A 22,267-nucleotide genomic window follows, 5' to 3' on the forward strand; every position below is an offset into this window, starting at 1 on the left:
TTCGAGGAAAAATCTGCTAACAATGCCTAATAGGTTAGGGGCCGCGGCTAGGCCATAATGACCGATTCGAGCCCACAAAGTGCCCTGAGCCTCTGTGGAATCAATACCGAGGAGCTACTTAATGAGCAGCAATGCACTCCCTGTGGAAGGCGAGAAGATTCTTATAGTCGATGACGATGCACGTCTGCGTCGCTTGCTTGAGCGTTTCTTTGAAGAGCAGGGCTTTCGCGTTCGTGCTGTCGAGAATGTTGAGCAAATGGATCGCTTGCTCGCGCGTGAACTGTTTAGTCTGGTCGTGCTCGACCTGATGTTGCCGGGTGAGGATGGTTTGTCTGCCTGCCGCCGGCTGCGAGAGTCGAATAACCAGGTACCGATCATCATGCTCACCGCCAAAGGCGATGAAGCCAGCCGTATTCAGGGGCTTGAGATCGGCGCAGATGATTATCTGGCCAAGCCCTTCAACCCGCGTGAATTGATGGCGCGGATCAAAGCTGTATTGCGTCGTCAGGCACCCGTCGTGCCCGGCGCGCCTGGCAGCGAAGAACAAAGCGTGAGTTTTGGCGAGTACGAATTGTCGCTGGCCACGCGCGAACTGAAGAAGGGCGGTGAGGTGCACATGCTCACCACCGGTGAATTTGCTGTACTCAAGGCACTGGTGCAGCACGCACGTGAGCCGCTGACGCGTGACAAGCTGATGAATCTGGCGCGTGGCCGTGAGTGGGATGCACTTGAGCGTTCGATTGACGTACAGATTTCGCGTCTGCGTCGCCTGATCGAGCCGGACCCTTCCAAGCCGCGCTACATCCAGACCGTCTGGGGTGTGGGCTATGTGTTTGTGCCCGACGGCAACAAATAAACCTAATGTAGGTGGGGCGCGTCTTTGGGCGCGCCCATGAGCTTGCCGAGCCACGCACGGCCCCAACCTGCCTGATCAATACTGTAGTTATTAATGAAAACGCCGGCCTGGTTCCCTCAAAGCTTCTTTAGCCGCACCCTTTTGCTGGTGCTGGTTGTTGTGCTGTTTTCCAAAGCACTGACGCTGGTTTATCTGATGATGCACGAGGACATGCTGGTAGACCGCCAGTACAGCCACGGTGCAGCACTGACCCTGCGCGCGTATTGGGCCGCACGCCCCGAAGACCGCGAGATAATTGCCAAGGCCGCCGACCTCAAGCGGGTGCCACGCTCGACAGTGCCCTCCAGCGAAGAACACTGGCCCTACAGTGAGATATTCCAACGGCAGATGCAGACCGAGCTAGGCCCGGAAACCGAGGTGCGTGTGCGCGCCAAGAGCCCGCCAGCGCTGTGGGTGCATGCCCCGACACTCGGTGAGGACTGGATTCGCGTACCGCTGTATCCGCATCCGCTGCGCAGTCAGCAGATCTGGAGCGTGCTGGGCTGGTTTCTGGGTATTGGTCTGCTTTCGACCGCAGCGGCCTGGATTTTTGTGCGCCAACTTAATGCGCCATTAAAACGCCTGGTATTTGCTGCTCGGCAGATCGGTGAAGGGCGCAGCGTGCGCTTGCCGATAAGCGATACGCCGAATGAGATGACCGAAGTCTATCGCGCATTCAACCAGATGGCCGAAGATGTCGAGCAGGCCGCCCGCGAACGCGAACTGATGTTGGCCGGTGTCTCCCATGACCTGCGCACACCGCTGACGCGCCTGCGTCTGGCCCTGGAATTGCTCAACGATGATGCCGAACTGACCGACGACATGGTCCGCGATATAGAGGACATGGACGACATTCTCGATCAGTTCCTGGCGTTTATCCGTGATGGCCGTGATGAGCCGCAAGAAGAGATCGACCTGCCGGATTTGGTGCGCGAGGTAGTGGCGCCGTATAACCAGAAGCAAGAAGTTGTTCGTCTGTGCCTCGAGCCTGTTCCGCAAGTATTGCTGCGCCGCGTGTCGATAAAGCGATTGCTGGTGAACCTGATCGAGAACGGGCTGCGTTACGGCGGGGATGCGGTCGAGGTGGCTGCCTACGTCACAGGTGACAGCCATTCGCCGTATATCGTGCTCAGCGTGCTTGATCGTGGCGTCGGCATCGACCCGACCGAGCTTGCCAGCATCACCAACCCCTTCACCCGTGGCGACCGCGCGCGTGGAGGCAAAGGCGCAGGGCTTGGGCTGGCGATCGTAACCCGCATCGCCGCCTTGCACGGCGGCAGTATCGAATTACGCAATCGCTCCGGCGGCGGCCTGGAAGCCCGAGTTTGCTTACCGCTGGGCCTGTTGTTGCCGCGTAACGCGGTTTAATCAGGCCGTACGTTATCGAGTCGGATTACGTCCGGGGATTCGGAGGATGTGGAGGATGGATAGCCCCGTCGGGGCAATCCGTCATAGCGATCTACGCAACGCCAAATATCCCCCGCGAACGCTTTATGCCTTTTACCAATCAACGGCCAAACCTGTGTATCAATGATGCCGTCATGACGGATTAACCTGCGGTTTATCCATCCTCCACGGTATCGGGTCGAATTACGCCGGAGGATGGATAGCCCCGCCGGGGCAATCCGTCATAACAATATGCGCAACGCCAAATACCCATCGCGAACGATATACGCCGTTTACAAATCAACGGCCAAATCGTGTGAGCCAATGACGCCGTCATGACGGATTAACCTGCGGTTTATCCATCCTCCAGGGGGTATCGCAAGCCTTCGCGACATGGTGTCGCCCCAATTCATCCATCCACCGCACAACTTATGCTCGTTAACCCTTGCCGCGTGTGCGGGTGAGGTTGGGGCCGCCGTTCTTTTCCAGGTACTGGATGATGATGCTCGCGACATCCTTGTTGGTAGTGGTTTCGATGCCCTCAAGGCCGGGCGACGAGTTGACTTCCATCACCAGTGGGCCGTGGTTGGAGCGCAACAGGTCGACACCCGCCACATGCAGGCCCATGACCTTGGCCGCACGAATGGCGGTCATGCGTTCTTCCGGGGTGATCTTGATCAGGCTGGCAGAGCCGCCGCGGTGCAGGTTTGAGCGGAATTCGCCCGGCTTGGCCTGACGTTTCATGGCGGCAATCACTTTCTCGCCGACGACGAAGCAGCGAATGTCTGCGCCACCGGCTTCCTTGATGTATTCCTGCACCATGATGTCCTGCTTGAGGCTCATGAATGCTTCGATCACGGATTCGGCAGCCTTCTCCGTTTCGCACAGCACCACGCCGATGCCCTGAGTGCCCTCAAGCACTTTGATCACCAGCGGCGCGCCATTGACCATCTGGATCAGGTCGGGAATGTCATCCGGTGAGTGGGCAAAGCCGGTCACCGGCAGGCCGATGCCACGGCGTGACAGCAGTTGCAGCGAGCGCAATTTATCGCGCGAGCGGGCGATGGCGACCGACTCGTTGAGCGGGAACACGCCCATCATTTCAAATTGGCGCAAAACCGCGCAGCCGTAGAATGTCACCGAAGCGCCAATCCGCGGGATCACCGCATCAAAGCCTTCCAGCGGACGACCCCGGTAGTGGATTTGCGGCTTGTGGCTGGCGATGTTCATGTAAGCACGCAAGGTGTCGATGACCACCATCTCGTGACCGCGCTCGGTGCCCGCTTCTACCAGGCGACGAGTTGAATACAGGCGCGGATTGCGCGACAGCACAGCGATTTTCATTGAGCACCAGAGGGCGAGGGAAGCGAAGGTTTGTTTTGCACGTAAGTCAGTGCGGGGTTTACTACAAGTTGGCCGGCAATCAGCGCTTTAGAGCCGAGCAGCACGCGATAGCGCATGGTTTTGCGGCAAGCCAGGGTGAATTCTACCGGCCACTGACGGTCGCCGAGTACAAGATTCGTGCGAATCACATACCGGCTTTGCGCCTGACCGTTGGAACTCTTGATACGCTTGACCGAAACCACTGGCGCCTCGCAGCGGTGGCGGCTTTGTACCAGCGTGCCCAAGTGCGCAGTAAAGCGTATCCACTGCGCTCCGTCACGTTGAAACGGCTGAATATCGCTGGCATGCAAGGTCGAGGTGCTCGCGCCGGTATCGATTTTCGCGCGCAGACCAACCATGCCAAGCTCTGGCAGGTTGATCCATTCGCGTAATCCGATCACGCTGAGCTGGTCAAATGTCTTCAAAAGGGTCTGGCCTGGGGTAATTTTGCGGCATTCTAAGGGCGGTTCATGACAACTGCATAAGTATCTGTGCAGTTTCAGCCGGGACCGCTGCCCGGAGTGGCAACGGCACGCGCTATAAATCAGATTCAACCACTCAAGAGTAGGCAATGAGCGAGAAAGACGACAGCAAAGTACGTTTGGATAAATGGATATGGGCTGCGCGCTTCTTCAAAACCCGTGCGCTGGCCAAAGCGGCTATCGAAGGTGGCAAGGTGCATTGCCGGGGTGAGCGTTGCAAACCCAGCAAAGAGCCGAAAGTGGGCGATGAATTGGTCATCCGCAGCGGTGACGATGAACGCACCGTGCAGGTTCTGCTGCTCTCGGGTGTTCGCCGCGGCGCACCAGAGGCGCAAACCCTGTATCAGGAAACCGCTGAGAGTGTGGCCAAGCGCGAATTGGCCGTGGCCCAGCGCAAGGCCGGGGCACTTGGCATGCAGACCGATGGGCGTCCGACCAAGAAGCAACGCCGGCAAATTCATCAATTCCGCACCCATCAGGACGATTGATCGACCAGCGGAAAATCCTTTAAAAACCGGCAACTAGACACCGATAGGCGTTTATATAACGGGCCGATAGATAAGAGGCGCTTGGTCAGACAGGCATTTGCGCCTAAAATCGCTGGCCCGGTTACCCCAGTGAATTAGGCATGTCTGACTTTACCCAACGCTTTCTGTTTGATGACTCCGATGTTCGCGGAGAACTGGTCAGCTTGAATGACAGCTACCAGCATGTGCTCGCTAAGCACGCTTACCCCCAGCCCGTCGCTCAGCTTCTGGGCGAAATGATGGCGGCTGCCTCACTGCTGATCGGCACGCTCAAGTTTGATGGCCTGCTGATTCTGCAAGCGCGCTCGAGTGGTGCGCTGCCGTTGCTGATGGTTGAGTGCTCAAGTGCCGGCGAACTTCGTGGCATCGCGCGCTATCATGAAGAGCAGATCGCGGCGGATGCGGGTTTGCCAGAGCTGATGCCTGATGGCGTGCTGGCCATGACGATTGATCCAACCAATGGCCAGCGTTATCAGGGCATTGTCGATTTGGACGGTCAGACCCTCGCCGACTGCCTGACCAACTACTTTGCAACCTCCGAGCAATTACCGACGCGTTTCTGGCTGTGTGCCGATGGCACTCGCGCGCGCGGCCTGCTGCTGCAGCAGTTGCCAGCCGATCGTATTCCTGACGAAGAAGAGCGTCAGGCCAGCTGGGAGCATGTCATCACATTGGCCAGCACCCTGAAGACCGAAGAGCTGCTGGGGTTGGATAACGAGACGCTGCTGCACCGGCTCTACCATGAAGATGCCCTGCGCCTGTTTGATCCGCGCGCGCTGGTATTTCGTTGCAGCTGCTCGCGTGAGCGCTCGGCGAATGCCCTGATCAGCCTGGGCCAGGAAGATGCCGAGAAGCTTTTGCAGGAGCATGGCGGTGAGGTCGTGATCGACTGCCAGTTCTGTAACCAGCGCTATGGTTTCGATGCCGCCGACGTGCAGCAGCTGTTTGCCGGTGGCGGTAGTCAGGCGCCTTCAGCCACGCATCATTAAGGTGTTTGGCTAGGTGGAGCTGCTAGGTAAAGCCGCCGCCAATTGCAGTGTTGGTGGCCTTATTAGCAGCAAAAACCGATAAAACGGTCGTTAATCGCCAGAATCCATCGATCAGAGGCTGCACTTCTGACATATGTTTCTGGCATAATTCGGCACCTTTTTATGTGTAGTAGTGCTCGTTAAGCTACTACAAAACGTTCGTAAGACTCGGTCTACTGGCCGATGGGGACCCACATGACGCAAGCCAATAACGCTGTGTATACCGACATCAGCGCCGCCCAACTGGTCGAAGAAGCTCTCCGTCGCGGTGAAGGTGAGCTGGCCGCGAACGGCTCACTGGTTGTCCGCACTGGTCATCGCACAGGCCGTTCACCGGTTGACCGTTTCATCGTGCAAGAGCCAGGCAGCGAATCGAAAATCGCCTGGGGCGCGATCAACCGCCCATTCCCGGCTGACAAGTTCGACGCTCTGTGGGACCGCGTTCAAGCGTTCTCCGATGCTCAGGACAGCTTCGTTTCGCACGTTCATGTAGGCTCCTCCGACGCGCATTACCTGGCCGTTAAAATGACCACGCAGACCGCCTGGCAGAACCTGTTCGGTCGTTGCCTGTTCATCAATCCTGAGCAGTACAACCCGGCGGGTCGCGAAGAGTGGCAAGTGCTCAACGTGGCCAACTTCGAGTGCGTGCCTGAGCGTGATGGCACCAACTCCGATGGTTGCGTGATCATTAACTTCGCCGCCAAGAAAGTTCTGATCGCTGGCATGCGTTACGCCGGTGAAATGAAGAAAGCCATGTTCTCGGTGCAGAACTTCCTGCTGCCGGACGCAGACGTTCTGCCGATGCACTGCGCGGCGAACATCGGCGAAGAAGGCGACGTAACTCTGTTCTTCGGCCTTTCTGGCACGGGTAAAACCACGCTGTCGGCTGACGAAAGCCGTTACCTGATCGGTGACGACGAGCACGGCTGGGGTGAAGGCATCGTCTTCAACATCGAAGGCGGCTGCTACGCCAAGTGCATCGACCTGTCGGCCAAGAACGAGCCGGTTATCTGGAAAGCTATCCAGTTTGGCGCCGTTCTCGAAAACGTCGTGCTCGACGAAAACCGCCAGCCGGATTACGCCGACGACAGCCTGACTCAGAACAGCCGTGCAGCTTACCCGCTGACCCACGTTGAAAAGCGTTCCGAGAAGAACCTTGGCGGCGAGCCGAATGCAGTTATCTTCCTGACTTGCGACCTGACCGGCGTTCTGCCGCCAGTCTCGATCCTCAACGAAGAGCAAGCGGCTTACCACTTCCTGTCGGGCTACACCGCACTGGTTGGTTCGACTGAAATGGGTTCTGGCGGCGGCATCAAGTCGACCTTCTCGACTTGCTTCGGTGCGCCGTTCTTCCCGCGTCCTGCTGGCGAATACGCAGAACTGCTGATCAAGCGTATCCGCGGCTTCGGCTCCAAGGTCTACCTGGTTAACACTGGCTGGACTGGCGGTGGCTACGGCGTTGGCAAGCGCTTCAACATCCCGACTACCCGTGGTGTTATTGCAGCTATCCAGAGCGGTGCTCTGGTTGGCGTTGAAACCGAGTCCCTGCCGGTTATCAACCTGAGCGTGCCGAAAGAAGTACCGGGCGTTGAAACCAACCTGCTGAACCCGCGTAACACCTGGGCTGACCAGAATGCTTACGATGAGGCTGCAAAAGGTCTGGCCAAGCAGTTCGTCGAGAACTTCAAGAAGTTCGACGTCTCTGACGCCATCCGCAACGCTGGCCCGCAACTCTAAGCGCCAGTGGTTGTGAAAAAGCCGCCTTCGGGCGGCTTTTTCGTGGGCGCTGTTTCAGTGGTGCATTGATCGAATCAACACGGCGTCTGCCTGCACATTTGCGCAGGCAAGGCAGCGGGCATGTTTCAACGTGAGTGGACAGGCGCTAGCGATGCATTTATGCCGCCGCGGAAACGGAAAAACCGCCCGTAGGCGGTTTTTTTGTGCGTGTTAGACGGTGGTGTAACTCGTAGCTATTCCAGGAATTAACCGTTCAAACTACACCGGTAACGTAGGCACCTTTTTGACTTGCTGTGTAACACCGGCTGAACCGGATGAAGCTGGGGCCGCTCTTCACGGCTATAAGTTTCACATTGTACTGGTTGAACGAATCGCTTTACTCGCTTCAAGCCTGCCGCTAAATCCTTGTACAGTTTCCAGCCTCCACGTGTAGCGCTTCTGGCATCCGCCAGTAGGTTGTGTGTGGCTCGAACGCTGCAAGGAGCTGATCAGCCTTAAACCCGAATACCTCAATGGGTTCAACGCAGTTGATGGTCGACTTACATTTTGCAACTCGATCAAGCATGCACAACGGCGGTGAGGAAAAAATGTTCCGGTGGACCAGAACCTGAAGGACAGAATCCGCCTGCTGCGCCTAGTGGGTGATCTGAATCGATTCTTGTAACCGACCACTAAAACCAGATAACTGCATACCCTTCTCCTTGAACAATTCCATGACTCAAATGTACTCCATCAACGTGGCATGCGTTAGATGGATTGGGCATGTGCAACAGAGCGGGTAGTGCGCATTAGTCTATGGGCGCAATGCCTTGCTCTGGCCCTGCTTGAGGCTCCATGCCATGACTTCCCGCGTTAACTGGTCTGAGGCTTTACCGAACGCGCTGACAACCGCTGGAACCGAGGTGTCTGCTGCATCTTCACGCACCTCAAAGCGTTTTTGCTCGAGAATGGTCTGGCTGTCACGACGCACCAGGCGCACATCCAGAACGACATGTGCTTGCGGTTTGCCAGCGTGATATTCGCTCTGAAATGCGCGCAAATCGCTGCTCAGTTGCAGGTCGGTTTGCAGGCGGTTGTCATCGCTGCTCACCGCACGTATGCGGCCATCATCAAGCATCCCGGCAATGATCCGGTCGCGCAGCAACTGCGGTGCGCGGTCGCTCCAGCGCGCGCCTTTATAGGCGCTTATTTCATTGCCCTGCGGCAGTACCGCAATGCGCGTGCTGTCGAGCGTCTGCGAGCTTTGCGGACGATCCACTTGCAGTGTCCAGGCCGTTTGTCCGGTGCCGGTATAGCGCTCGAACGGGGCCGCTGGCAGGCGATAGACATTGAGTGGTTCGCTTTTGGGCAGGATCGAGCAACCGCTGAGCAATGTGGTCAGCAGCAGGGCGATAAAGGCGGGCGTGCGAGTCATGGCTGAAATTCCTTGATGGATTCACTGCGCAGCAAATAGCCGCTCGGATCTTCTTCCAGTTTGCGGGAGAACGAGCGCAGCACACTGAGGGTTTCACGTAATTCGCTGATGGCCGGGCCTAGCTGGCTGACGCCCTGCATGCCGTTGTTAAGCGCCTGCTGATTGGTTTGAAGCATGGCGGCGATGGTATCGCTGCTCTCTTCGAGCGATGCGGTGATGCGCTCGACGTTGCCGAACACTTCGCGGCCTTGTTCATCCATCAGCTGATTGGTGGTGCGCATCAGGTTTACAGCTTCGGCGCTGGCATCGCCAATGTGTTTGAGCGTGATGTTGAGCTGGTCGCGTTGGTCCGAGATCGAAGTGGTGGCTTGGGCAATATTGTCGAGGGTCTTGCCGACGCGCTCGATGTTGTCGTCCGAGAATAAATGATTGGCCTGCGTAATCAGATGATTGATGTTGAAAACCACATCCTCGCCGTTGGCCAGCAAACTGGCCAGTGGCGAACGGTCTGCCTCAATCGTCGGGATGTCGCCGCCTTTGCCAATCAGTAACGGGCTGCTCGGCGTACCGCCATTGAGCTGTATCACCGCAGTGCCGGTAACGCCGGTCAGTGAGAGCTTGGCGCGGGTGTTCTCTTTAACCGGGGTGTCGCTGGCAACGCGAATCAGGGCGCGTACCTTGCGTGGGTCTTTCGGGTCGAGGCTCAGCTTGAGCACGTCGCCAACGTTGATGCCGCTGTACTGCACCGAGCTACCTTTACTCAGCCCGGTAACTGCCTCTTTGAAGATCACTTCATACTCGTGATATTCCTGATCGGCTGAACTCTTGCTCAGCCACAAGGCGAAGATCAGGGCAGCACCGACGGTGACAAGCGTAAAAAACCCGATGAGTACGTGGTGGGCTCGCGGTTCCATTTATAGGCTCCCAAATGCTTTGCTGGCGGCTTGTTCGGCTGCGCGTCCGCGTGGGCCGTGAAAGTATTCGCGTATCCAGGCATCGTCGGTAGCGGCGACAACCTCCAGGCTGTCAGCCACCAGAACGCGTTTTTGCGATAACACGGCAACGCGATCGCAGATGGTGTAGAGCGTGTCGAGGTCGTGAGTGACCAGAAACACACTCAAACCCAGTGCGTTGCGCAGCGTCAGAATCAGTTGATCGAACGCAGCGGCGCCAATCGGGTCGAGTCCGGCAGTGGGTTCATCAAGAAACAGTATGTCCGGTTCCAGAGCCAGTGCACGGGCCAGCGCCACACGTTTAACCATGCCGCCAGACAATTCAGACGGGTACTTCTCACCGGTTATACACGGCAGGCCGACTAGCGCGATTTTGACCCGCGCCAACTTTTCAGCCGAGGCGCGGCTCAGTTTGGTGTGTTCGATTAATGGCAGGGCAATGTTTTCGGTCACCGTGAGCGATGAAAACAATGCGCCGCGCTGATACAGCACCCCAAAGCGGCGCTCGATTGCAGAGCGCTCAGTGGCGTCAAGGCTCAGCAATTCTTTGCCAAATACGTGGATATTTCCGGCCGTTGGCTCGCGCAGGCCGACTATCGAGCGCAGCAATACCGACTTACCGGTGCCCGAGCCGCCAACGACACCGAGCACTTCACCTTTATACAGGTCGAGCTGCAAGCCTTCGTGCACGGTTTGCGTGCCGAAGCGATTACACAGGTCGCGGACTTCAATGATGGCTTCAGTCATTACCAGCCCATCTCTACGCAAAACAGGGCAAATATTGCATCCAAAAGGATCACCACGAAAATCGACTGGACCACGCTTGAGGTGGTGCGCTCACCGACAGATTGCGCGCTGCCGGTAACCTTGAAACCTTCCAGACAGCCGATGACCGCAATCAGCATGGCAAACACCGGGGCTTTGACCATGCCGACGAAGAAGTGCCGGACCTCGATATTTTCATGCAGCATGGTGACGTAAGTGGTCACCGAGATATTCAGCGCCAGCGAGCAGACCACGGCGCCGCCGACGATGCCGCAGATCATGGCAATAAAGGTCAGAATCGGTAGCGTGATCAGCAGTGCATAAACCCGCGGTAATACCAGCAGTTCGATTGGGCTGAGCCCCAGCGTGCGCAGGGCGTCGATCTCTTCGTTGGCCTTCATCGAACCAATTTGTGCGGTGAAGGCGCTGGCCGTTCGCCCCGCAATCAGAATCGCCGTCAGCAGCACACCAAACTCGCGCAAAAACGAGAAGGCCACCAGATTCACCGTGTAAATGCTGGCGCCGAAGTCGGAGAGAATCGTGGCGCCCAGAAACGCCACGACCGCACCCACCAGAAAGGTGAGCAGAGCCACAATCGGTACCGCGTTGAGGCCGATTTGCTCAATGTTGGCGGTCAGTGAGGTCATGCGCCAGCGCTTGGGCCGGAGCAAAACATGGATCATTGTCGACAACGTCAGGCCAAAAAAACCAATGAGCTGCACGGCCTTGTTGCCGAAGTCTTCGACGGCAACACCGATATGCGACAAGAACTCTTTCAGCGAGTTGGGTGGCGGCGGCGGTGGTGTCCGGCGTGACTCGGTGATGGCTTTGCCGACGTTTTGCAGGAGGCTACGCCGTTCCGGCGCCAGATTCGGCGATTCCTGTTCCAGTGCATCCAGACGTTTTTCGCCGAGCAACTCGACCAGCACCGCCGCGCCGGCGGTGTCGAGCTCGCTAAGTGCGCCCAAGTCTACCGGTGCATCGTCCTTGAGCTGATGCTTGAAGGTGTCCACCTGCGCTTCAAGATCGGCGTAATTGGCCAGCGTCCAGTCGCCGCCCACACACAGTGTTTCGCTGACGTCTGGTGTGGCGTCAGTGCCATCGGTGTTGCGCAGCGTGATGTACGGGTTAGTCGCCATACAGACAGCTTACCTCCCTAATGCCGCATAGGAATAGCTAGCCGAAAATTATGGCTGGTTTGGTTTGAGCGTGCCCGGGTTAAACTGTGGCTATATTTAACCGGGCTTGTGCCCACTCCAGCCGCCATGGAAGCGCCCCTGCCGTTATGAAAAAAATTATTTACCTGATTGCGGTCGCCGCTCTGGCTTTTGTTGTTGCTCAAGAGCAAGGCCTACAAATTCCCGGCCTGAGCAGCGCGCCTACGGGTGGCGAGTCTGCTGTTGCACAGGCATACGCCGATCAGCGCAGCGATGTTCAGGTGCAAGGCCAGGGAGTGGTGATCAAGGTGCTCAAGGATGACACGCGGGGCTCGCAGCATCAGCGCTTTCTGATGCGTGTGGGCAGCAATGGGCCGGTGGTGCTGGTCGCCCATAATATCGATCTGGCTCCGCGCGTCAGCGGTTTGCGCGAGGGCGATACGGTCGGTTTTGCCGGTGAATACGAATGGAACGATAAGGGCGGCGTCATCCACTGGACGCACCGCGACCCTCGGGGTCGCCATGAAGACGGCTGGCTGCAGCATATGGGCAAAACCTATCAATAGCTGTATCGCGCCTACTGAATCACCTCGGCCCCTCTGATTACCGGGTCTGGCAGGGAAAGCGGAGCAGGGGATATCTGCAGATATTTGATGCTTTCGCGTGGAATCATCAGCAAGTCACCATCGACCTCAATACTCAGCATCGGGGTTTCCAGTTGTTTGCGCAGGCTGCGGGCGATTACCACCGGATCGTCACTTTGTTGCGGGAAACGAAGCGCCAGGCGCTGACCATCCTGGAAATACAGATAAAGATTTTTCAATGGTTTCATGCACAAATTCCTACCACCCGTTGAGTCTTACTTCAGCCTAGCTCGGCCTGCGGCGGGCAGTTGGTTTATTTTTATAAGCCTTGCGTGAGCTTATTCATCCGCTGAATGCGGCTCATCACACGACTAAATTTCTAAAAGTCCGGCGTCTTGCTTATGGTTGGAGGATCTCGAATCACTCTCGCTGAAGATGAGGCCTGTGTATGAGCAATGCGTATAACGTGCAGCAAGCCGCTGTGATTGGTGCCGGAACCATGGGGCGGGGCATCGTCATGAGTTTGGCCAACGCCGGCATCAAGGTCCTGTGGCTGGACAATAATCCGCAGATGCTTGAGCAGGCGCTCGCCGTGGTTGCTCAAACCAACGCGCACAACGTCAAGCTGGAACGCATCAGTGCCGAACAGTCCGCTGAGCGCCTGGCTTGCGTCACGCCGGTCAGCGAGTATGCGGCACTGGCGGATGTGGATCTGGTGATCGAGGCGGTCTACGAAAACCTCGAGCTCAAACAGCAGATCTTCCGCACGCTGGACGCCACGCTAAAGCCGGGCGCTATTCTGGCCAGCAATACTTCGGCACTGGATATCGACGCCATCGCTGGCGCCACCAGCCGCCCGGAATCGGTGTTGGGCCTGCATTTCTTCAGCCCTGCGCACATCATGAAACTACTCGAAATCGTGCGGGGTGCGAAAACCTCGCCGGCGGTGCTGGAAGCCACCCTCGCGTTGGGACAGCGCATTGGCAAAGTCAGTGTGGTGGCAGGCAATTGCCATGGTTTTATCGGCAACCGAATGCTCCACACTTATGTCCGCGAGGCGCGGATGATGTTGCTTGAGGGCGCCTGGCCGCATCAGATCGATGCGGCGTTGCAGGGTTTCGGCTTCGCCATGGGCCCGTTTCGGATGTACGACGTGGTCGGTATTGATCTGGAGTGGCGGGCACGCGAACTCGCTGGCAAGGGCCAGGATGATCCGGCGGTGCAGGTTGATAATCGTCTGTGTGAACTCGGTCGGTTTGGCCAGAAGGCACGCATGGGTTACTACCGCTACGCCGAAGGCAGCCGTCAGGCCGAGCATGATCCCGAGGTCGATGCACTGGTGCAGGAGGTTTCCGAGTCTCTGGGTTTCGAGCGTCGCGAGATCGGTGCCGAGGAAATTCTCGAGCGCTGCCTGCTGGCGCTGGTAAATGAAGGCGCGAAAATCCTTGAGGAAGACATCGCCGCCAACAGCCGCGACATCGACTTGGTCTACCTTAATGGTTATGGCTTCCCGGCCGAGCGCGGCGGCCCCATGAGTTGGGCTGATGAGCAGGGCGTGGCCGAAATCGAGCAGCGTTTGCAGAGCTTGCAAGCCTGTCTGGGCGATCACTGGAAGCCCGCCCGGCTGATTAGCCAACTGGCGGCGGCGCAGAAAAAATTCGCCGACGTGCAGCACCAAAAGTTCTGATCTTTGCCCCCGCGTTGGCGCAATTGCCGCGCCGCGTGGGGTGCTCATCTGCTGAACACGCTAGTCTGTTGCCTATAGCCAATAAAAAAGAGGCCTGAGCCATGCAGCCATTCAACTTTGTCACCAGTGCCCGGATTATCTGTGAATCGGGGGCTGCGCGTAATCTGGCGGCGCTGTGCAAGGAGCGTAATGTCGGCCGGGTGTTTATCGTCACCGATCCGGGCATCACCAAACTCGGCTTGCTCGACAGTATCCTGCCCGGATTCGGCGCGGCTGGTGTCGCGGTTGAAGTGTTTGATCAGGTCGTCGCCGATCCGCCGCAAGCTATTGTCGAGCAAGCGATCACTCAGGCCAGAGCGCTTGATGCGCAATTAGTGGTCGGCTTTGGTGGCGGCAGCTCGATGGATGTTGCCAAACTGGTGGCATTACTTGCCCATCCGCAGAGCACCCAGCGGCTGGATGATATTTTTGGGGTCGATAACGCCAAAGGCCAGCGTCTGCCGCTGATTCAGGTGCCAACCACTGCCGGCACCGGCTCGGAAGTCACCACGGTGGCCATTATTACCACCGGTGAAACCACCAAGATGGGCGTGGTTTCGGCGCTGCTGCTCCCGGATATTGCGCTACTCGACGCTGAGCTGACCCTCGGCCTGCCGCCGGCGATCACCGCTGCGACGGGCATTGATGCCATGGTTCACGCGATTGAGGCGTACACCAGTAAGCTGAAAAAGAACCCGCTGTCAGACATGCTGGCGCGTGAAGCCTTGCGTTTGCTCGCGGCCAATCTCGATGAAGTGGTGCATAACGGCAGCAATCTCGCCGCCCGCCAGGCCATGTTGCTCGGCGCTAACCTGGCCGGTCAGGCCTTCGCTAATGCGCCTGTGGCCGCGGTGCATGCGCTGGCGTACCCGCTGGGCGGCCACTTTCACATCCCGCATGGCCTGAGTAACGCGCTGGTGCTGCCGCATGTTCTCGGCTTCAACGCCGCCTCTGCTGCGTCCTTGTATGCAGAGCTGGCGCCGCTGGTGCTCGGCGACCGGCTGCGTTCGGCCAGCGCGATGGACCAGACCGAGCAGTTCATTCTGGAGTTGGCAGATTTGAACGAGCGTTGCGGCCTGCCGACGCGGCTGCGCGAAGCCGGAGTGCCGCAAGACATGCTCCCGCGCTTGGCAGCCGATGCGATGTTGCAGCAGCGTTTGCTGGTGAATAACCCGCGCGAGATGACCGAACAACACGCGCTGGCCATTTACCAGTCGGCTTATTGAGCCGAGTTTCTCGCCCTTCATAACCACGGAAACAGTTCATGAGCCAGACGCAACATTTACGTGATGACTACAAACGTTTTCAGGCGATAACCACGCGTTGGCACGACAACGACATCTACGGCCATGTGAATAACGTGACCTATTACAGCTACTTCGACAGCGCCGTGAACAGCTACCTGATCGAAGAGGGCGGCTTGGATATTCATGGCGGGGATGTAGTCGGGTTCGTGGTCAGTTCAAGCTGCGATTACTTCGCGTCCATCGCCTTTCCCGAGCGCATCGAGTTGGGCATGCGCGTGGGCAAGCTGGGCAACAGCTCAGTGCAGTACGAGTTGGCGGTATTCAAGGAAGGCGAAGAACAAGCCTGCGCAGCGGGGCGCTTTATTCACGTGTTCGTGGACCGCGAAAGCAATCGCCCGGTGCCAATCCCGGCAGAGTTGAGGGCAGCCCTTGAGGCGATATTGGTTTAGACCATGACCAATCGCATTTACAGGTGATGAAACCTGCGGAGGATGGAATCCGCAACGCGGCTTCCGTCATTGCAATCGTACGGTCGGATGCGATCGGGTTTTGGCCGCGCAATGGCCATGACGGTTTACCCGTTGGGTTAACCATCCTCCGTGATCGATCGTGTTTACAGGTGATGAAACCTGCGGATGGAATCCGCAACGCGGCTTCCGTCATTGCAATCGTCCGGTCGGACGCAATCAGGTTTTGATCCGGCAATGGCCATGACGGTTTACCCGTTGGGTTAACCATCCTCCGGAATCGATTGCATTTACAGGTGATGATGAAACCTGCGGAGGATGGAATCCGCAACGCGGCTTCCGTCATGGCAATCGTTCGATCGGGTGCGATCAGGTTTTGATCGTGCAACGGCCATGACGGTTTACCCGTTGGGTTAACCATCCTCCGTGATCGATTGCATTCACAGGTGATGAAACCTGCGGAGGATGGAATCCGCAACGCGGCTTCCGTCATTGCAATCGTCCGGTCGGATGCGATCGGGTTTTGGCCGCGCAATGGCCATGACGGTTTACCCGTTGGGTTAACCATCCTCCGGGATCGATTGTATTTACAGGTGATGAAACCTGCGGAGGATGGAATCCGCAACGCGGCTTCCGTCATTGCAATCATCCGGTCGGATGCGATCGGGTTTTGGCCGCGCAATGGCCATGACGGTTTACCCGTTGGGTTAACCATCCTCCGTGATCGATCGCATTTACAGGTGATGAAACCTGCGGAGGATGGAATCCGCAACGCGGCTTCCGTCATGGCAATCGTTCGGTCGGGTGCGATCAGGTTTTGGCCGTGCAATAGCCATGACGGTTTACCCGATGGGTTAACCATCCTCCGGGATCGATCGTGTTTACAGGTGATGATGAAAGATGCCGGTGGATGGAATCCATGGCGCGGCTTCCGTCATCACAATCGTCCGGCCAGCATCAAGCACAAGGCATCAATGATGTTTGTGTTTCTTGTGCTTGTTTTTCTTGTGGCCGCGGTTGTCGTCATGGCGGTTGTCGTCGGCAATGTCGTTGGCCAACGCGCCGCCGGCGGCTCCGCCAACGCCTGCGCCAATCAGCGACCCTGTGCTGCCGCCCAGCGAATTACCAATCGCTGAGCCGCCCGCAGCACCCAAGCCACCGCCGAGGGCTGCTTCGGTCTTGTTGCCGTCACGTGCGGTTGCTGCACCACCGACTGCGCCACCGACGCCGGAGCCAATGGTCGCGCCGGTGCTGCCACCGACTTGCGAGCCGATCACGTTGCCCAATGCACCACCCACACCGCTGCCGACTGCAACGCTGCCATTATCGCCGGCAAATGCCAGAGGGCTCACCGCCGCACTCATAAGCAAAGCTGTTAATAAAGTTCGCATCGTCATACCTCAGTTGTCAGGGGCTGCATCGTGCTCGTGCAGCAATGCAGATTAATTGTTCAGTCATAGGTTCGACGCCGGTTAAGGCAGATAATTCAATCATCGTCGGATGACCTTACAACTGCGCCGCGTCAATCAGCAGCGCGCAGCACATCAGTGGCGGTGGCCGTGATGCCAGCCCTTGTGCTTGCCTTTGTGTTTGTGGTGCTTGTGATAATGACGGTCGTCACGGTAGTAATGACGGTCATCGCGATAGCCTCGGCGGTCATCACGATGGCCATCGTCGCCGTAGTTATTACCCAGTGCTGCGCCTGCGCCGCCACCCAGCGCTGCGCCGATCAGGCCGCCGTTGGTGCCGCCGACACTGCGGCCGATCGCGTTACCACCCGCGCCACCCAGAGCGCCACCGATGGCCGCTTCTGTGCGACTGCGGCGATCTGCGCCAACCATGCCGCCTGCTGCGCCGCCGACACCGGCACCGATGGTAGCGCCAGTATTGCCCCCCACCTGCTGGCCTACAACGGCGCCGAGAACACCACCCAATGCACCGCCAACACCTGCTTCGGTGTTGCCTGCAAAGGCTTGTCCAGCACTAAGGCCGAGGGTCAGTAACAGAATTGATGAGTACTTCATATCAGCTCGCTCAAGTGGATATCACGCGCCGATCCTCATGTTTGTGTGCTGTGTCAGGCAAGCAAAACCCGACGAATAGTCGGGTTTGCGCACATAATTTAACTATCTGTTTTTAAACAAGAACTTTTGTGAAAACGGGCAGTCTTAAACCTGTTTAGGGCATTTGAGTTCGCCTGTTTTCAGGCCGTTTTATGCGCTTTTAACCTCAGATAATGCGCTGGTTTGCTGCCGCTCGCTCGAGCTTGATGGCGATGAATTTTGAGGTTGGGGTAAAGCTGCCAGCACCATAACTTTGCAGCGGCACCAGCGGGTTTGCTTCGGGGTAATACGCCGCGGCCTGACCCGCCGGAATATCAAATGCCAGCAAGGTGAAACCTTGCACCTTGCGCGCCACGTCGTCATCCCACAATGAACAGATATCCACAACCTGGCCTGGCTTGTAACCGAGGCGGACGATATCTGCTGCATTGGCAAACAATACTTTGCGTTGCCCCTTAACCCCGCGATAGCGGTCATCCAGGCCATAAATGGTGGTGTTGTACTGGTCGTGCGAGCGCAGAGTTTGCAAGATCAAGTCCGCGCTCTGGCCGCTGTTGCGCACCTGCGCCGGCAACAGATCTGCCAGTAACGGGTTTGCCTTGAAATTGGCCTTGCCGGTCGGGGTTAGCCAGCGCCGTTCGGCCGCCGAGTTACCCAGATAAAAACCGCCTGGATGTTTGACCCGGGTATTGAAGTCGCTAAAGCCCGGAATGGTGTCGGCGATCAGCTCGCGAATCCGGTCGTAGTCGGCAATCAATTCCAGCCAGTTCACCGGATGATCACCTAATGTGGCGTGCGCGATGCCCGCCAGAATCGCTGGCTCCGAGCGCATCTCTGCCGAGATTGGCTGCAACTGCCCGAATGATGCGTGGATCATGCTGAACGAGTCTTCAACCGTCACCGCTTGCGGGCCGTTGGCTTGCATGTCGATGTCGGTGCGCCCAAGGCACGGCAGAATCAGCGCGTCTTTGCCGGTAGTCAGGTGGCTGCGGTTAAGCTTGGTGCTGATCTGCACAGTCAAATCGCAATTGGCCAACGCCTTGTGGCTGAGCGGGCTGTCGGGTGTGGCTTGGGCGAAGTTGCCGCCCAGACCGATAAACACTTTGGCCTCGCCCGCGAGCATGGCGTTGATCGCCTCGACGGTGTTGTGGCCGCTGTCCCGTGGCACGGCAAACTGGAAACGCTGCTGCAGGCGATCAAGAAACTCCTGCGATGGCCGGTCGTTAATGCCCATGGTGCGGTCACCCTGCACATTGCTGTGGCCGCGCACCGGGCATAAACCGGCGCCTTTACGCCCGAGATTGCCGCGCAGCAACTGCAGGTTGACGATTTCCTGAATGGTCGCCACCGAGTGATGGTGCTGGGTAATGCCCATGGCCCAGCACATGATCACGCGTTCGGCCTGGCGATAAAGGCTTGCCGCCTGTTCCAGGTGCTCAAGGCTCAAGCCAGACTGCTCGACCAGCGAGTCCCAGGAAGTTTCATCCAGCAGGCGCAGGTAATCATCCACGCCATCGGTGTGCTCATCGATAAAGGCGTAATCGAAAATGTCTGGCTGGCCGCTGGCTTTGGCCTCGCGTTGCCACTGCAGAAGAAACTTGGCCATGGCCCGAATCGCCGCCATATCGCCGCCCAGAGCCGGGCGGAAGAATGCCGTGTTCAACGCCTCGCTGCCGTTGGTGAGCATTTCGATTGGATGCTGCGGATGCTGAAAACGCTCAAGCCCGCGTTCTTTCAGTGGGTTGAAACACACCACTTGTGCGCCGCGCTTTACGGCCTCACGCAGGGGTTCGAGCATGCGCGGGTGGTTGGTGCCCGGATTTTGCCCGAGGACAAAAATTGCATCGGCATGATCAAAGTCCGCGAAGGTAACCGTGCCCTTGCCGATGCCAATGCTCTGACCCAGGCTCACGCCACTGGCCTCGTGGCACATGTTCGAGCAGTCGGGGAAGTTGTTGCTGCCGAAGGCGCGCACGAATAATTGATACAGGTAGGCCGCCTCGTTGCTGGCCCGGCCCGAGGTGTAGAACTCGGCCTGATTAGGGTTTTCGAGTGCGCGTAAATGTTCTGCAATCAGGGCAAAGGCGTCATCCCAGCTCACCGGTACGTAGCGATCCTGTGCAGCGTCGTAACGCATCGGTTCGGTCAGGCGGCCCTGATATTCCAGCCAGTAGTCACTCTGCTCACGCAGTTGGCTGACGCTATAGCGGGTAAAAAATGCACTGTCGACCCGGCGGCTGGTGGCTTCCCAGTTCACTGCCTTGGCGCCGTTTTCGCAGAATTTGATGTGGCCATCTTCCGGCGAGTCGCCCCATGCGCAGCCGGGGCAATCGAAGCCGCCGTTCTGATTGGTCTTGAGCAGGGCGCGCAGGTTCTTGAAAGGCTGTTTGCTGTCCAGCCAGAAGCGCGTGACGCTGCGCAATGCACCCCAACCGGCGGCGGCGCCTTTATAAGGTTTATACCGGGGGTTTACCGATTGCAGGCTCATTGGCAAGGCTCGCTTTGGCGCGGCGCCGGGCTGAACACCCGGGGCGCGTTGTGATGAGGTAAATGGATCAGATTGAGGTTGTACTGGCGCGCCCATTCCACGGTGAGGGCGGTGGGCGCAGACAAACTGACCAGCGTGGCGATGCCACTGCGTACTGCTTTGTGAATCAGCTCAAGGCTGCAACGGCTGGTGACCACCACAAATCCCTGCGCCAGATTTTGGCCTTCGTCGAGTGCGGCGCCGACCAGTTTGTCGAGCGCGTTATGGCGGCCAATGTCTTCGCGGCACAGATTCACCTCTCCTTGCGCGTTTACCCATAACGCGGCGTGAAGCGCGCCACTGTGTCGGGCCATTTTTTGCGCGGTGGCGATGCGCGGACGCAAATTGTGAAGGTGCGCGGCAGGCGGCAGTGCGCTTGGCGGCAGTGGCGTCAGCGAGGGCAGGGCTTGCTCCAGTGCGGCCACACCGCAAAGGCCGCAGCCACTGGTGCCGGCTAATTGGCGACGCTGTTGTTTGAGTGCCCAGAATGCGCGGTTGCTGATGCTGACATTGGCGCTGATCGACGCGGCGCTGTATTCGAGGTGAATATCGTAGATCTCATCGACGCGGTTGATCACGCCGTTGCTGAGGCTCAAGCCGCGTATGAAATCCTCGGCTGAAGAGGGCGAAACCATCATGACGGCATGGTTTATGCCGTTATAACTGATGGCGATTGCCACTTCTTCTGCTAGCTGTGCGCGCGCCGCAAGGCCTGTCGAATCGAGTTCGACGTAGCTGTACTCAGCTGCCGGTTGGGGCTGCGGAATGGGCTGAAAAAAGCTTTTGAGCTGCGCGCTACGAGACATGAGCAGTAAGGCCTGCGACTTAATGTCTCATTAGCTTAGGTGGCATCAAGGGGCAGCGTCTAATCGCTATGGCTGATCCATTGATAGATGCCGTCTATGATTGCGTTACTCCACGGCATCGGGCTGGAAACTGCGGGTCTCATCGAAGCAGGCTTCAGCCAGTGCCGAGCGCGGCGCATTGCGACGCATGATCAAACCCAGTGGCGCAAGTGTGTGGGCGTCTTCAATTGGCGTGAGTGTCAGGTGCTCGGTAAAGTCAGCGAGACCACTGCGCAGCGGCATGATGGCGCAACACAGGCCGGCACTCACCGCTTGCAGGAGCTGATGCACCGCATCGGTTTCCAGTTTCGGCTTGGGCAGCAAGCCGCGTGAGCGGAAGTTGTGGTCTATAGACTGGCGAAAATGCATGCCGCTCGACAGCAACCCCAGCGGCAGGTCGATCAGGTTTTCCCAGCTCAATTGCGCGTTGCTGAACGCAAAGTGACGGCTGTCGTGCAGCAAGCCCATGCGCGTGTCGGCCAGCTCCAGGCTGTCGTAATGCTCGCGGTCCAGCCGGTCGAGATAAGACAAGCCCAGATCAATCTGGTTACGCCCGAGGCGTTCGAGAATCTGCTCGCTGCTAAGCGAGAACAACTGAAAATGCAGGCCCGGATGTTTTTTGCCGAAAAAGGCCACCAGGCTCATCGGATCGAAACCGGCCAACGGCACCATGCCAAGCCGCAGGGTGCCGACCAGTTGGCCACGGCAGGCGGCGGCTTCGGCGTACAGGCCATCGTGTGCGGCCATCAAGCTGCGCGCCCAGGCCAGAATCCGCTCGCCTTCTTCGCTGAAGCCTTCAAAACGCTGGCCACGGCGCACCAACTGTAAACCCAGCTCTTGCTCAAGGTTGCGCAGGCGCATCGACAGCGTCGGCTGGCTGATGTGGCAGCGTGCCGCCGCCTGGCCAAAGTGGCGTGTCTCATCCAGAGCAATAAGGAATTTGAGTTGTTTGATGTCCATGCGCGGCTCCTCCGGGGCGCCCCGATTCTAGCCTGCATCGCGACCGAGCGGGGCCGCAGGTACTGGAGAGCGGCATCAGCAAGAAGATATGCAGCAAAGTTTGACGAGTGGAGCCGCAGGC

At 58.0% G+C, this 22,267-nt stretch carries 21 protein-coding genes; 9 read left to right on the forward strand and 12 right to left on the reverse strand.

Annotated elements, in window-relative coordinates; genetic code table 11:
- The first annotated feature begins 121 nt into the window (after nucleotides 1–121).
- Both ompR and PMYSY11_RS01465 read left to right on the forward strand, forming a co-directional pair.
- Nucleotides 122–856, forward strand: a complete 735-nt coding sequence (gene ompR / locus PMYSY11_RS01460; protein ID WP_069902327.1) for an osmolarity response regulator transcription factor OmpR — start codon at nucleotides 122–124, stop codon at nucleotides 854–856.
- A 93-nt stretch (nucleotides 857–949) separates the two neighbouring features.
- Nucleotides 950–2,263, forward strand: a complete 1,314-nt coding sequence (locus tag PMYSY11_RS01465) for an ATP-binding protein (protein ID WP_069902328.1) — start codon at nucleotides 950–952, stop codon at nucleotides 2,261–2,263.
- Nucleotides 2,264–2,719: 456 nt separating this feature from the next.
- Here PMYSY11_RS01465 and rimK read toward each other — a convergent pair whose 3' ends face one another.
- Both rimK and rimB read right to left on the reverse strand, forming a co-directional pair.
- Entirely contained in the window at nucleotides 2,720–3,625 is a 906-nt protein-coding gene (gene rimK / locus PMYSY11_RS01470; protein ID WP_069902329.1) for a 30S ribosomal protein S6--L-glutamate ligase, read from the reverse strand.
- Entirely contained in the window at nucleotides 3,622–4,089 is a 468-nt protein-coding gene (gene rimB, locus PMYSY11_RS01475) for a retropepsin-like aspartic endopeptidase RimB (RefSeq protein ID WP_069902330.1), read from the reverse strand. The genes rimK and rimB overlap by 4 nt, the downstream gene beginning before the upstream one ends.
- 146 nt (nucleotides 4,090–4,235) lie before the next feature.
- Here rimB and PMYSY11_RS01480 point away from each other — a divergent pair, with 146 nt between their 5' ends.
- The 3 genes from PMYSY11_RS01480 (at nucleotide 4,236) to PMYSY11_RS01490 (ending at nucleotide 7,438) form a co-directional block, all read left to right on the forward strand.
- Nucleotides 4,236–4,634 (forward strand): RNA-binding S4 domain-containing protein, encoded by a 399-nt coding sequence (locus PMYSY11_RS01480; protein WP_150548120.1) that lies wholly within the window; start codon nucleotides 4,236–4,238, stop codon nucleotides 4,632–4,634.
- A gap of 140 nt (nucleotides 4,635–4,774) precedes the next feature.
- Nucleotides 4,775–5,662, forward strand: a complete 888-nt coding sequence (gene hslO / locus PMYSY11_RS01485; protein ID WP_069902332.1) for an Hsp33 family molecular chaperone HslO — start codon at nucleotides 4,775–4,777, stop codon at nucleotides 5,660–5,662.
- A gap of 234 nt (nucleotides 5,663–5,896) precedes the next feature.
- On the forward strand, nucleotides 5,897–7,438 hold the full coding sequence (locus PMYSY11_RS01490) for a phosphoenolpyruvate carboxykinase (protein WP_090515666.1): 1,542 nt from the start codon (nucleotides 5,897–5,899) through the stop codon (nucleotides 7,436–7,438).
- 793 nt (nucleotides 7,439–8,231) lie between these two features.
- Here the strand turns inward: PMYSY11_RS01490 and PMYSY11_RS01495 are convergent.
- Genes PMYSY11_RS01495 through PMYSY11_RS01510 form a run of 4 tightly spaced genes read right to left on the reverse strand, consistent with a single transcriptional unit; the run spans nucleotide 8,232 to nucleotide 11,709 of the window.
- Nucleotides 8,232–8,852 carry an ABC-type transport auxiliary lipoprotein family protein gene (locus PMYSY11_RS01495; protein WP_069902334.1) on the reverse strand — a complete coding sequence of 207 codons (621 nt, stop codon included), beginning with the start codon at nucleotides 8,850–8,852 and terminating at the stop codon, nucleotides 8,232–8,234.
- On the reverse strand, nucleotides 8,849–9,766 hold the full coding sequence (locus tag PMYSY11_RS01500) for an MlaD family protein (protein WP_150548121.1): 918 nt from the start codon (nucleotides 9,764–9,766) through the stop codon (nucleotides 8,849–8,851). The genes PMYSY11_RS01495 and PMYSY11_RS01500 overlap by 4 nt, the downstream gene beginning before the upstream one ends.
- Nucleotides 9,767–10,552: an ABC transporter ATP-binding protein gene (locus PMYSY11_RS01505; RefSeq protein ID WP_069902336.1), complete on the reverse strand. Its 786-nt coding sequence runs from the start codon at nucleotides 10,550–10,552 to the stop codon at nucleotides 9,767–9,769.
- Nucleotides 10,552–11,709 (reverse strand): ABC transporter permease, encoded by a 1,158-nt coding sequence (locus tag PMYSY11_RS01510; protein ID WP_150548122.1) that lies wholly within the window; start codon nucleotides 11,707–11,709, stop codon nucleotides 10,552–10,554. The genes PMYSY11_RS01505 and PMYSY11_RS01510 overlap by 1 nt, the downstream gene beginning before the upstream one ends.
- Nucleotides 11,710–11,855: 146 nt before the next feature.
- On the opposite strand from PMYSY11_RS01510, the gene PMYSY11_RS01515 reads away from it, so the two are divergent.
- Nucleotides 11,856–12,293 (forward strand): DUF3465 domain-containing protein, encoded by a 438-nt coding sequence (locus PMYSY11_RS01515; RefSeq protein ID WP_150548123.1) that lies wholly within the window; start codon nucleotides 11,856–11,858, stop codon nucleotides 12,291–12,293.
- 11 nt (nucleotides 12,294–12,304) lie between these two features.
- Here the strand turns inward: PMYSY11_RS01515 and PMYSY11_RS01520 are convergent, their stop codons facing one another.
- Nucleotides 12,305–12,559 carry a hypothetical protein gene (locus tag PMYSY11_RS01520; protein ID WP_069902339.1) on the reverse strand — a complete coding sequence of 85 codons (255 nt, stop codon included), beginning with the start codon at nucleotides 12,557–12,559 and terminating at the stop codon, nucleotides 12,305–12,307.
- 200 nt (nucleotides 12,560–12,759) lie between these two features.
- Between PMYSY11_RS01520 and PMYSY11_RS01525 the strand changes: the two genes are divergently transcribed.
- The 3 genes from PMYSY11_RS01525 (at nucleotide 12,760) to PMYSY11_RS01535 (ending at nucleotide 15,733) form a co-directional block, all read left to right on the forward strand.
- Nucleotides 12,760–13,998, forward strand: a complete 1,239-nt coding sequence (locus tag PMYSY11_RS01525) for a 3-hydroxyacyl-CoA dehydrogenase (RefSeq protein WP_150548124.1) — start codon at nucleotides 12,760–12,762, stop codon at nucleotides 13,996–13,998.
- Nucleotides 13,999–14,099: 101 nt separating this feature from the next.
- Nucleotides 14,100–15,263: an iron-containing alcohol dehydrogenase gene (locus PMYSY11_RS01530; RefSeq protein WP_150548125.1), complete on the forward strand. Its 1,164-nt coding sequence runs from the start codon at nucleotides 14,100–14,102 to the stop codon at nucleotides 15,261–15,263.
- A gap of 38 nt (nucleotides 15,264–15,301) precedes the next feature.
- A complete protein-coding gene (locus PMYSY11_RS01535) occupies nucleotides 15,302–15,733 on the forward strand; it encodes an acyl-CoA thioesterase (protein WP_150548126.1) in 432 nt (143 codons plus the stop codon).
- A 989-nt stretch (nucleotides 15,734–16,722) separates the two neighbouring features.
- On the opposite strand, the gene PMYSY11_RS01540 is transcribed toward PMYSY11_RS01535, so the two are convergent.
- The 5 genes from PMYSY11_RS01540 to PMYSY11_RS01560 all read right to left on the reverse strand — a co-directional run bounded on the left by PMYSY11_RS01540 (nucleotide 16,723) and on the right by PMYSY11_RS01560 (nucleotide 22,146).
- Complete coding sequence (locus PMYSY11_RS01540; protein WP_069902344.1) at nucleotides 16,723–17,142, reverse strand: glycine zipper domain-containing protein; 420 nt, start codon at nucleotides 17,140–17,142, stop codon at nucleotides 16,723–16,725.
- A 153-nt stretch (nucleotides 17,143–17,295) separates the two neighbouring features.
- The gene (locus PMYSY11_RS01545; RefSeq protein ID WP_150548127.1) at nucleotides 17,296–17,775 is read right to left on the reverse strand and encodes a glycine zipper domain-containing protein; all 480 of its coding nucleotides are present in this window, start codon (nucleotides 17,773–17,775) and stop codon (nucleotides 17,296–17,298) included.
- Between the two features lie 205 nt (nucleotides 17,776–17,980).
- Nucleotides 17,981–20,302 (reverse strand): FdhF/YdeP family oxidoreductase, encoded by a 2,322-nt coding sequence (locus PMYSY11_RS01550; protein WP_150548128.1) that lies wholly within the window; start codon nucleotides 20,300–20,302, stop codon nucleotides 17,981–17,983.
- Nucleotides 20,299–21,147, reverse strand: a complete 849-nt coding sequence (gene fdhD / locus PMYSY11_RS01555; RefSeq protein ID WP_150548129.1) for a formate dehydrogenase accessory sulfurtransferase FdhD — start codon at nucleotides 21,145–21,147, stop codon at nucleotides 20,299–20,301. The genes PMYSY11_RS01550 and fdhD overlap by 4 nt, the downstream gene beginning before the upstream one ends.
- A 105-nt stretch (nucleotides 21,148–21,252) precedes the next feature.
- Nucleotides 21,253–22,146, reverse strand: a complete 894-nt coding sequence (locus PMYSY11_RS01560) for a LysR family transcriptional regulator (RefSeq protein WP_150548130.1) — start codon at nucleotides 22,144–22,146, stop codon at nucleotides 21,253–21,255.
- Nucleotides 22,147–22,267 lie beyond the last annotated feature (121 nt).

This window comes from Pseudomonas marincola, assembly GCF_900682675.2.
Lineage (GTDB): Bacteria > Pseudomonadota > Gammaproteobacteria > Pseudomonadales > Pseudomonadaceae > Aquipseudomonas > Aquipseudomonas marincola.

What these genes read in the sequence shown, in the direction of transcription:
- ompR (WP_069902327.1), top strand. Translation starts at nt 122, where the DNA reads ATGAGCAGCAATGCACTCCCTGTGGAAGGCGAGAAGATTCTTATAGTC.
- PMYSY11_RS01465 (WP_069902328.1), top strand. Translation starts at nt 950, where the DNA reads ATGAAAACGCCGGCCTGGTTCCCTCAAAGCTTCTTTAGCCGCACCCTT.
- rimK (WP_069902329.1), bottom strand. Translation starts at nt 3,625, where the DNA reads ATGAAAATCGCTGTGCTGTCGCGCAATCCGCGCCTGTATTCAACTCGT.
- PMYSY11_RS01480 (WP_150548120.1), top strand. Translation starts at nt 4,236, where the DNA reads ATGAGCGAGAAAGACGACAGCAAAGTACGTTTGGATAAATGGATATGG.
- hslO (WP_069902332.1), top strand. Translation starts at nt 4,775, where the DNA reads ATGTCTGACTTTACCCAACGCTTTCTGTTTGATGACTCCGATGTTCGC.
- PMYSY11_RS01490 (WP_090515666.1), top strand. Translation starts at nt 5,897, where the DNA reads ATGACGCAAGCCAATAACGCTGTGTATACCGACATCAGCGCCGCCCAA.
- PMYSY11_RS01495 (WP_069902334.1), bottom strand. Translation starts at nt 8,852, where the DNA reads ATGACTCGCACGCCCGCCTTTATCGCCCTGCTGCTGACCACATTGCTC.
- PMYSY11_RS01500 (WP_150548121.1), bottom strand. Translation starts at nt 9,766, where the DNA reads ATGGAACCGCGAGCCCACCACGTACTCATCGGGTTTTTTACGCTTGTC.
- PMYSY11_RS01505 (WP_069902336.1), bottom strand. Translation starts at nt 10,552, where the DNA reads ATGACTGAAGCCATCATTGAAGTCCGCGACCTGTGTAATCGCTTCGGC.
- PMYSY11_RS01510 (WP_150548122.1), bottom strand. Translation starts at nt 11,709, where the DNA reads ATGGCGACTAACCCGTACATCACGCTGCGCAACACCGATGGCACTGAC.
- PMYSY11_RS01515 (WP_150548123.1), top strand. Translation starts at nt 11,856, where the DNA reads ATGAAAAAAATTATTTACCTGATTGCGGTCGCCGCTCTGGCTTTTGTT.
- PMYSY11_RS01520 (WP_069902339.1), bottom strand. Translation starts at nt 12,559, where the DNA reads ATGAAACCATTGAAAAATCTTTATCTGTATTTCCAGGATGGTCAGCGC.
- PMYSY11_RS01525 (WP_150548124.1), top strand. Translation starts at nt 12,760, where the DNA reads ATGAGCAATGCGTATAACGTGCAGCAAGCCGCTGTGATTGGTGCCGGA.
- PMYSY11_RS01530 (WP_150548125.1), top strand. Translation starts at nt 14,100, where the DNA reads ATGCAGCCATTCAACTTTGTCACCAGTGCCCGGATTATCTGTGAATCG.
- PMYSY11_RS01535 (WP_150548126.1), top strand. Translation starts at nt 15,302, where the DNA reads ATGAGCCAGACGCAACATTTACGTGATGACTACAAACGTTTTCAGGCG.
- PMYSY11_RS01540 (WP_069902344.1), bottom strand. Translation starts at nt 17,142, where the DNA reads ATGCGAACTTTATTAACAGCTTTGCTTATGAGTGCGGCGGTGAGCCCT.
- PMYSY11_RS01545 (WP_150548127.1), bottom strand. Translation starts at nt 17,775, where the DNA reads ATGAAGTACTCATCAATTCTGTTACTGACCCTCGGCCTTAGTGCTGGA.
- PMYSY11_RS01550 (WP_150548128.1), bottom strand. Translation starts at nt 20,302, where the DNA reads ATGAGCCTGCAATCGGTAAACCCCCGGTATAAACCTTATAAAGGCGCC.
- fdhD (WP_150548129.1), bottom strand. Translation starts at nt 21,147, where the DNA reads ATGTCTCGTAGCGCGCAGCTCAAAAGCTTTTTTCAGCCCATTCCGCAG.
- PMYSY11_RS01560 (WP_150548130.1), bottom strand. Translation starts at nt 22,146, where the DNA reads ATGGACATCAAACAACTCAAATTCCTTATTGCTCTGGATGAGACACGC.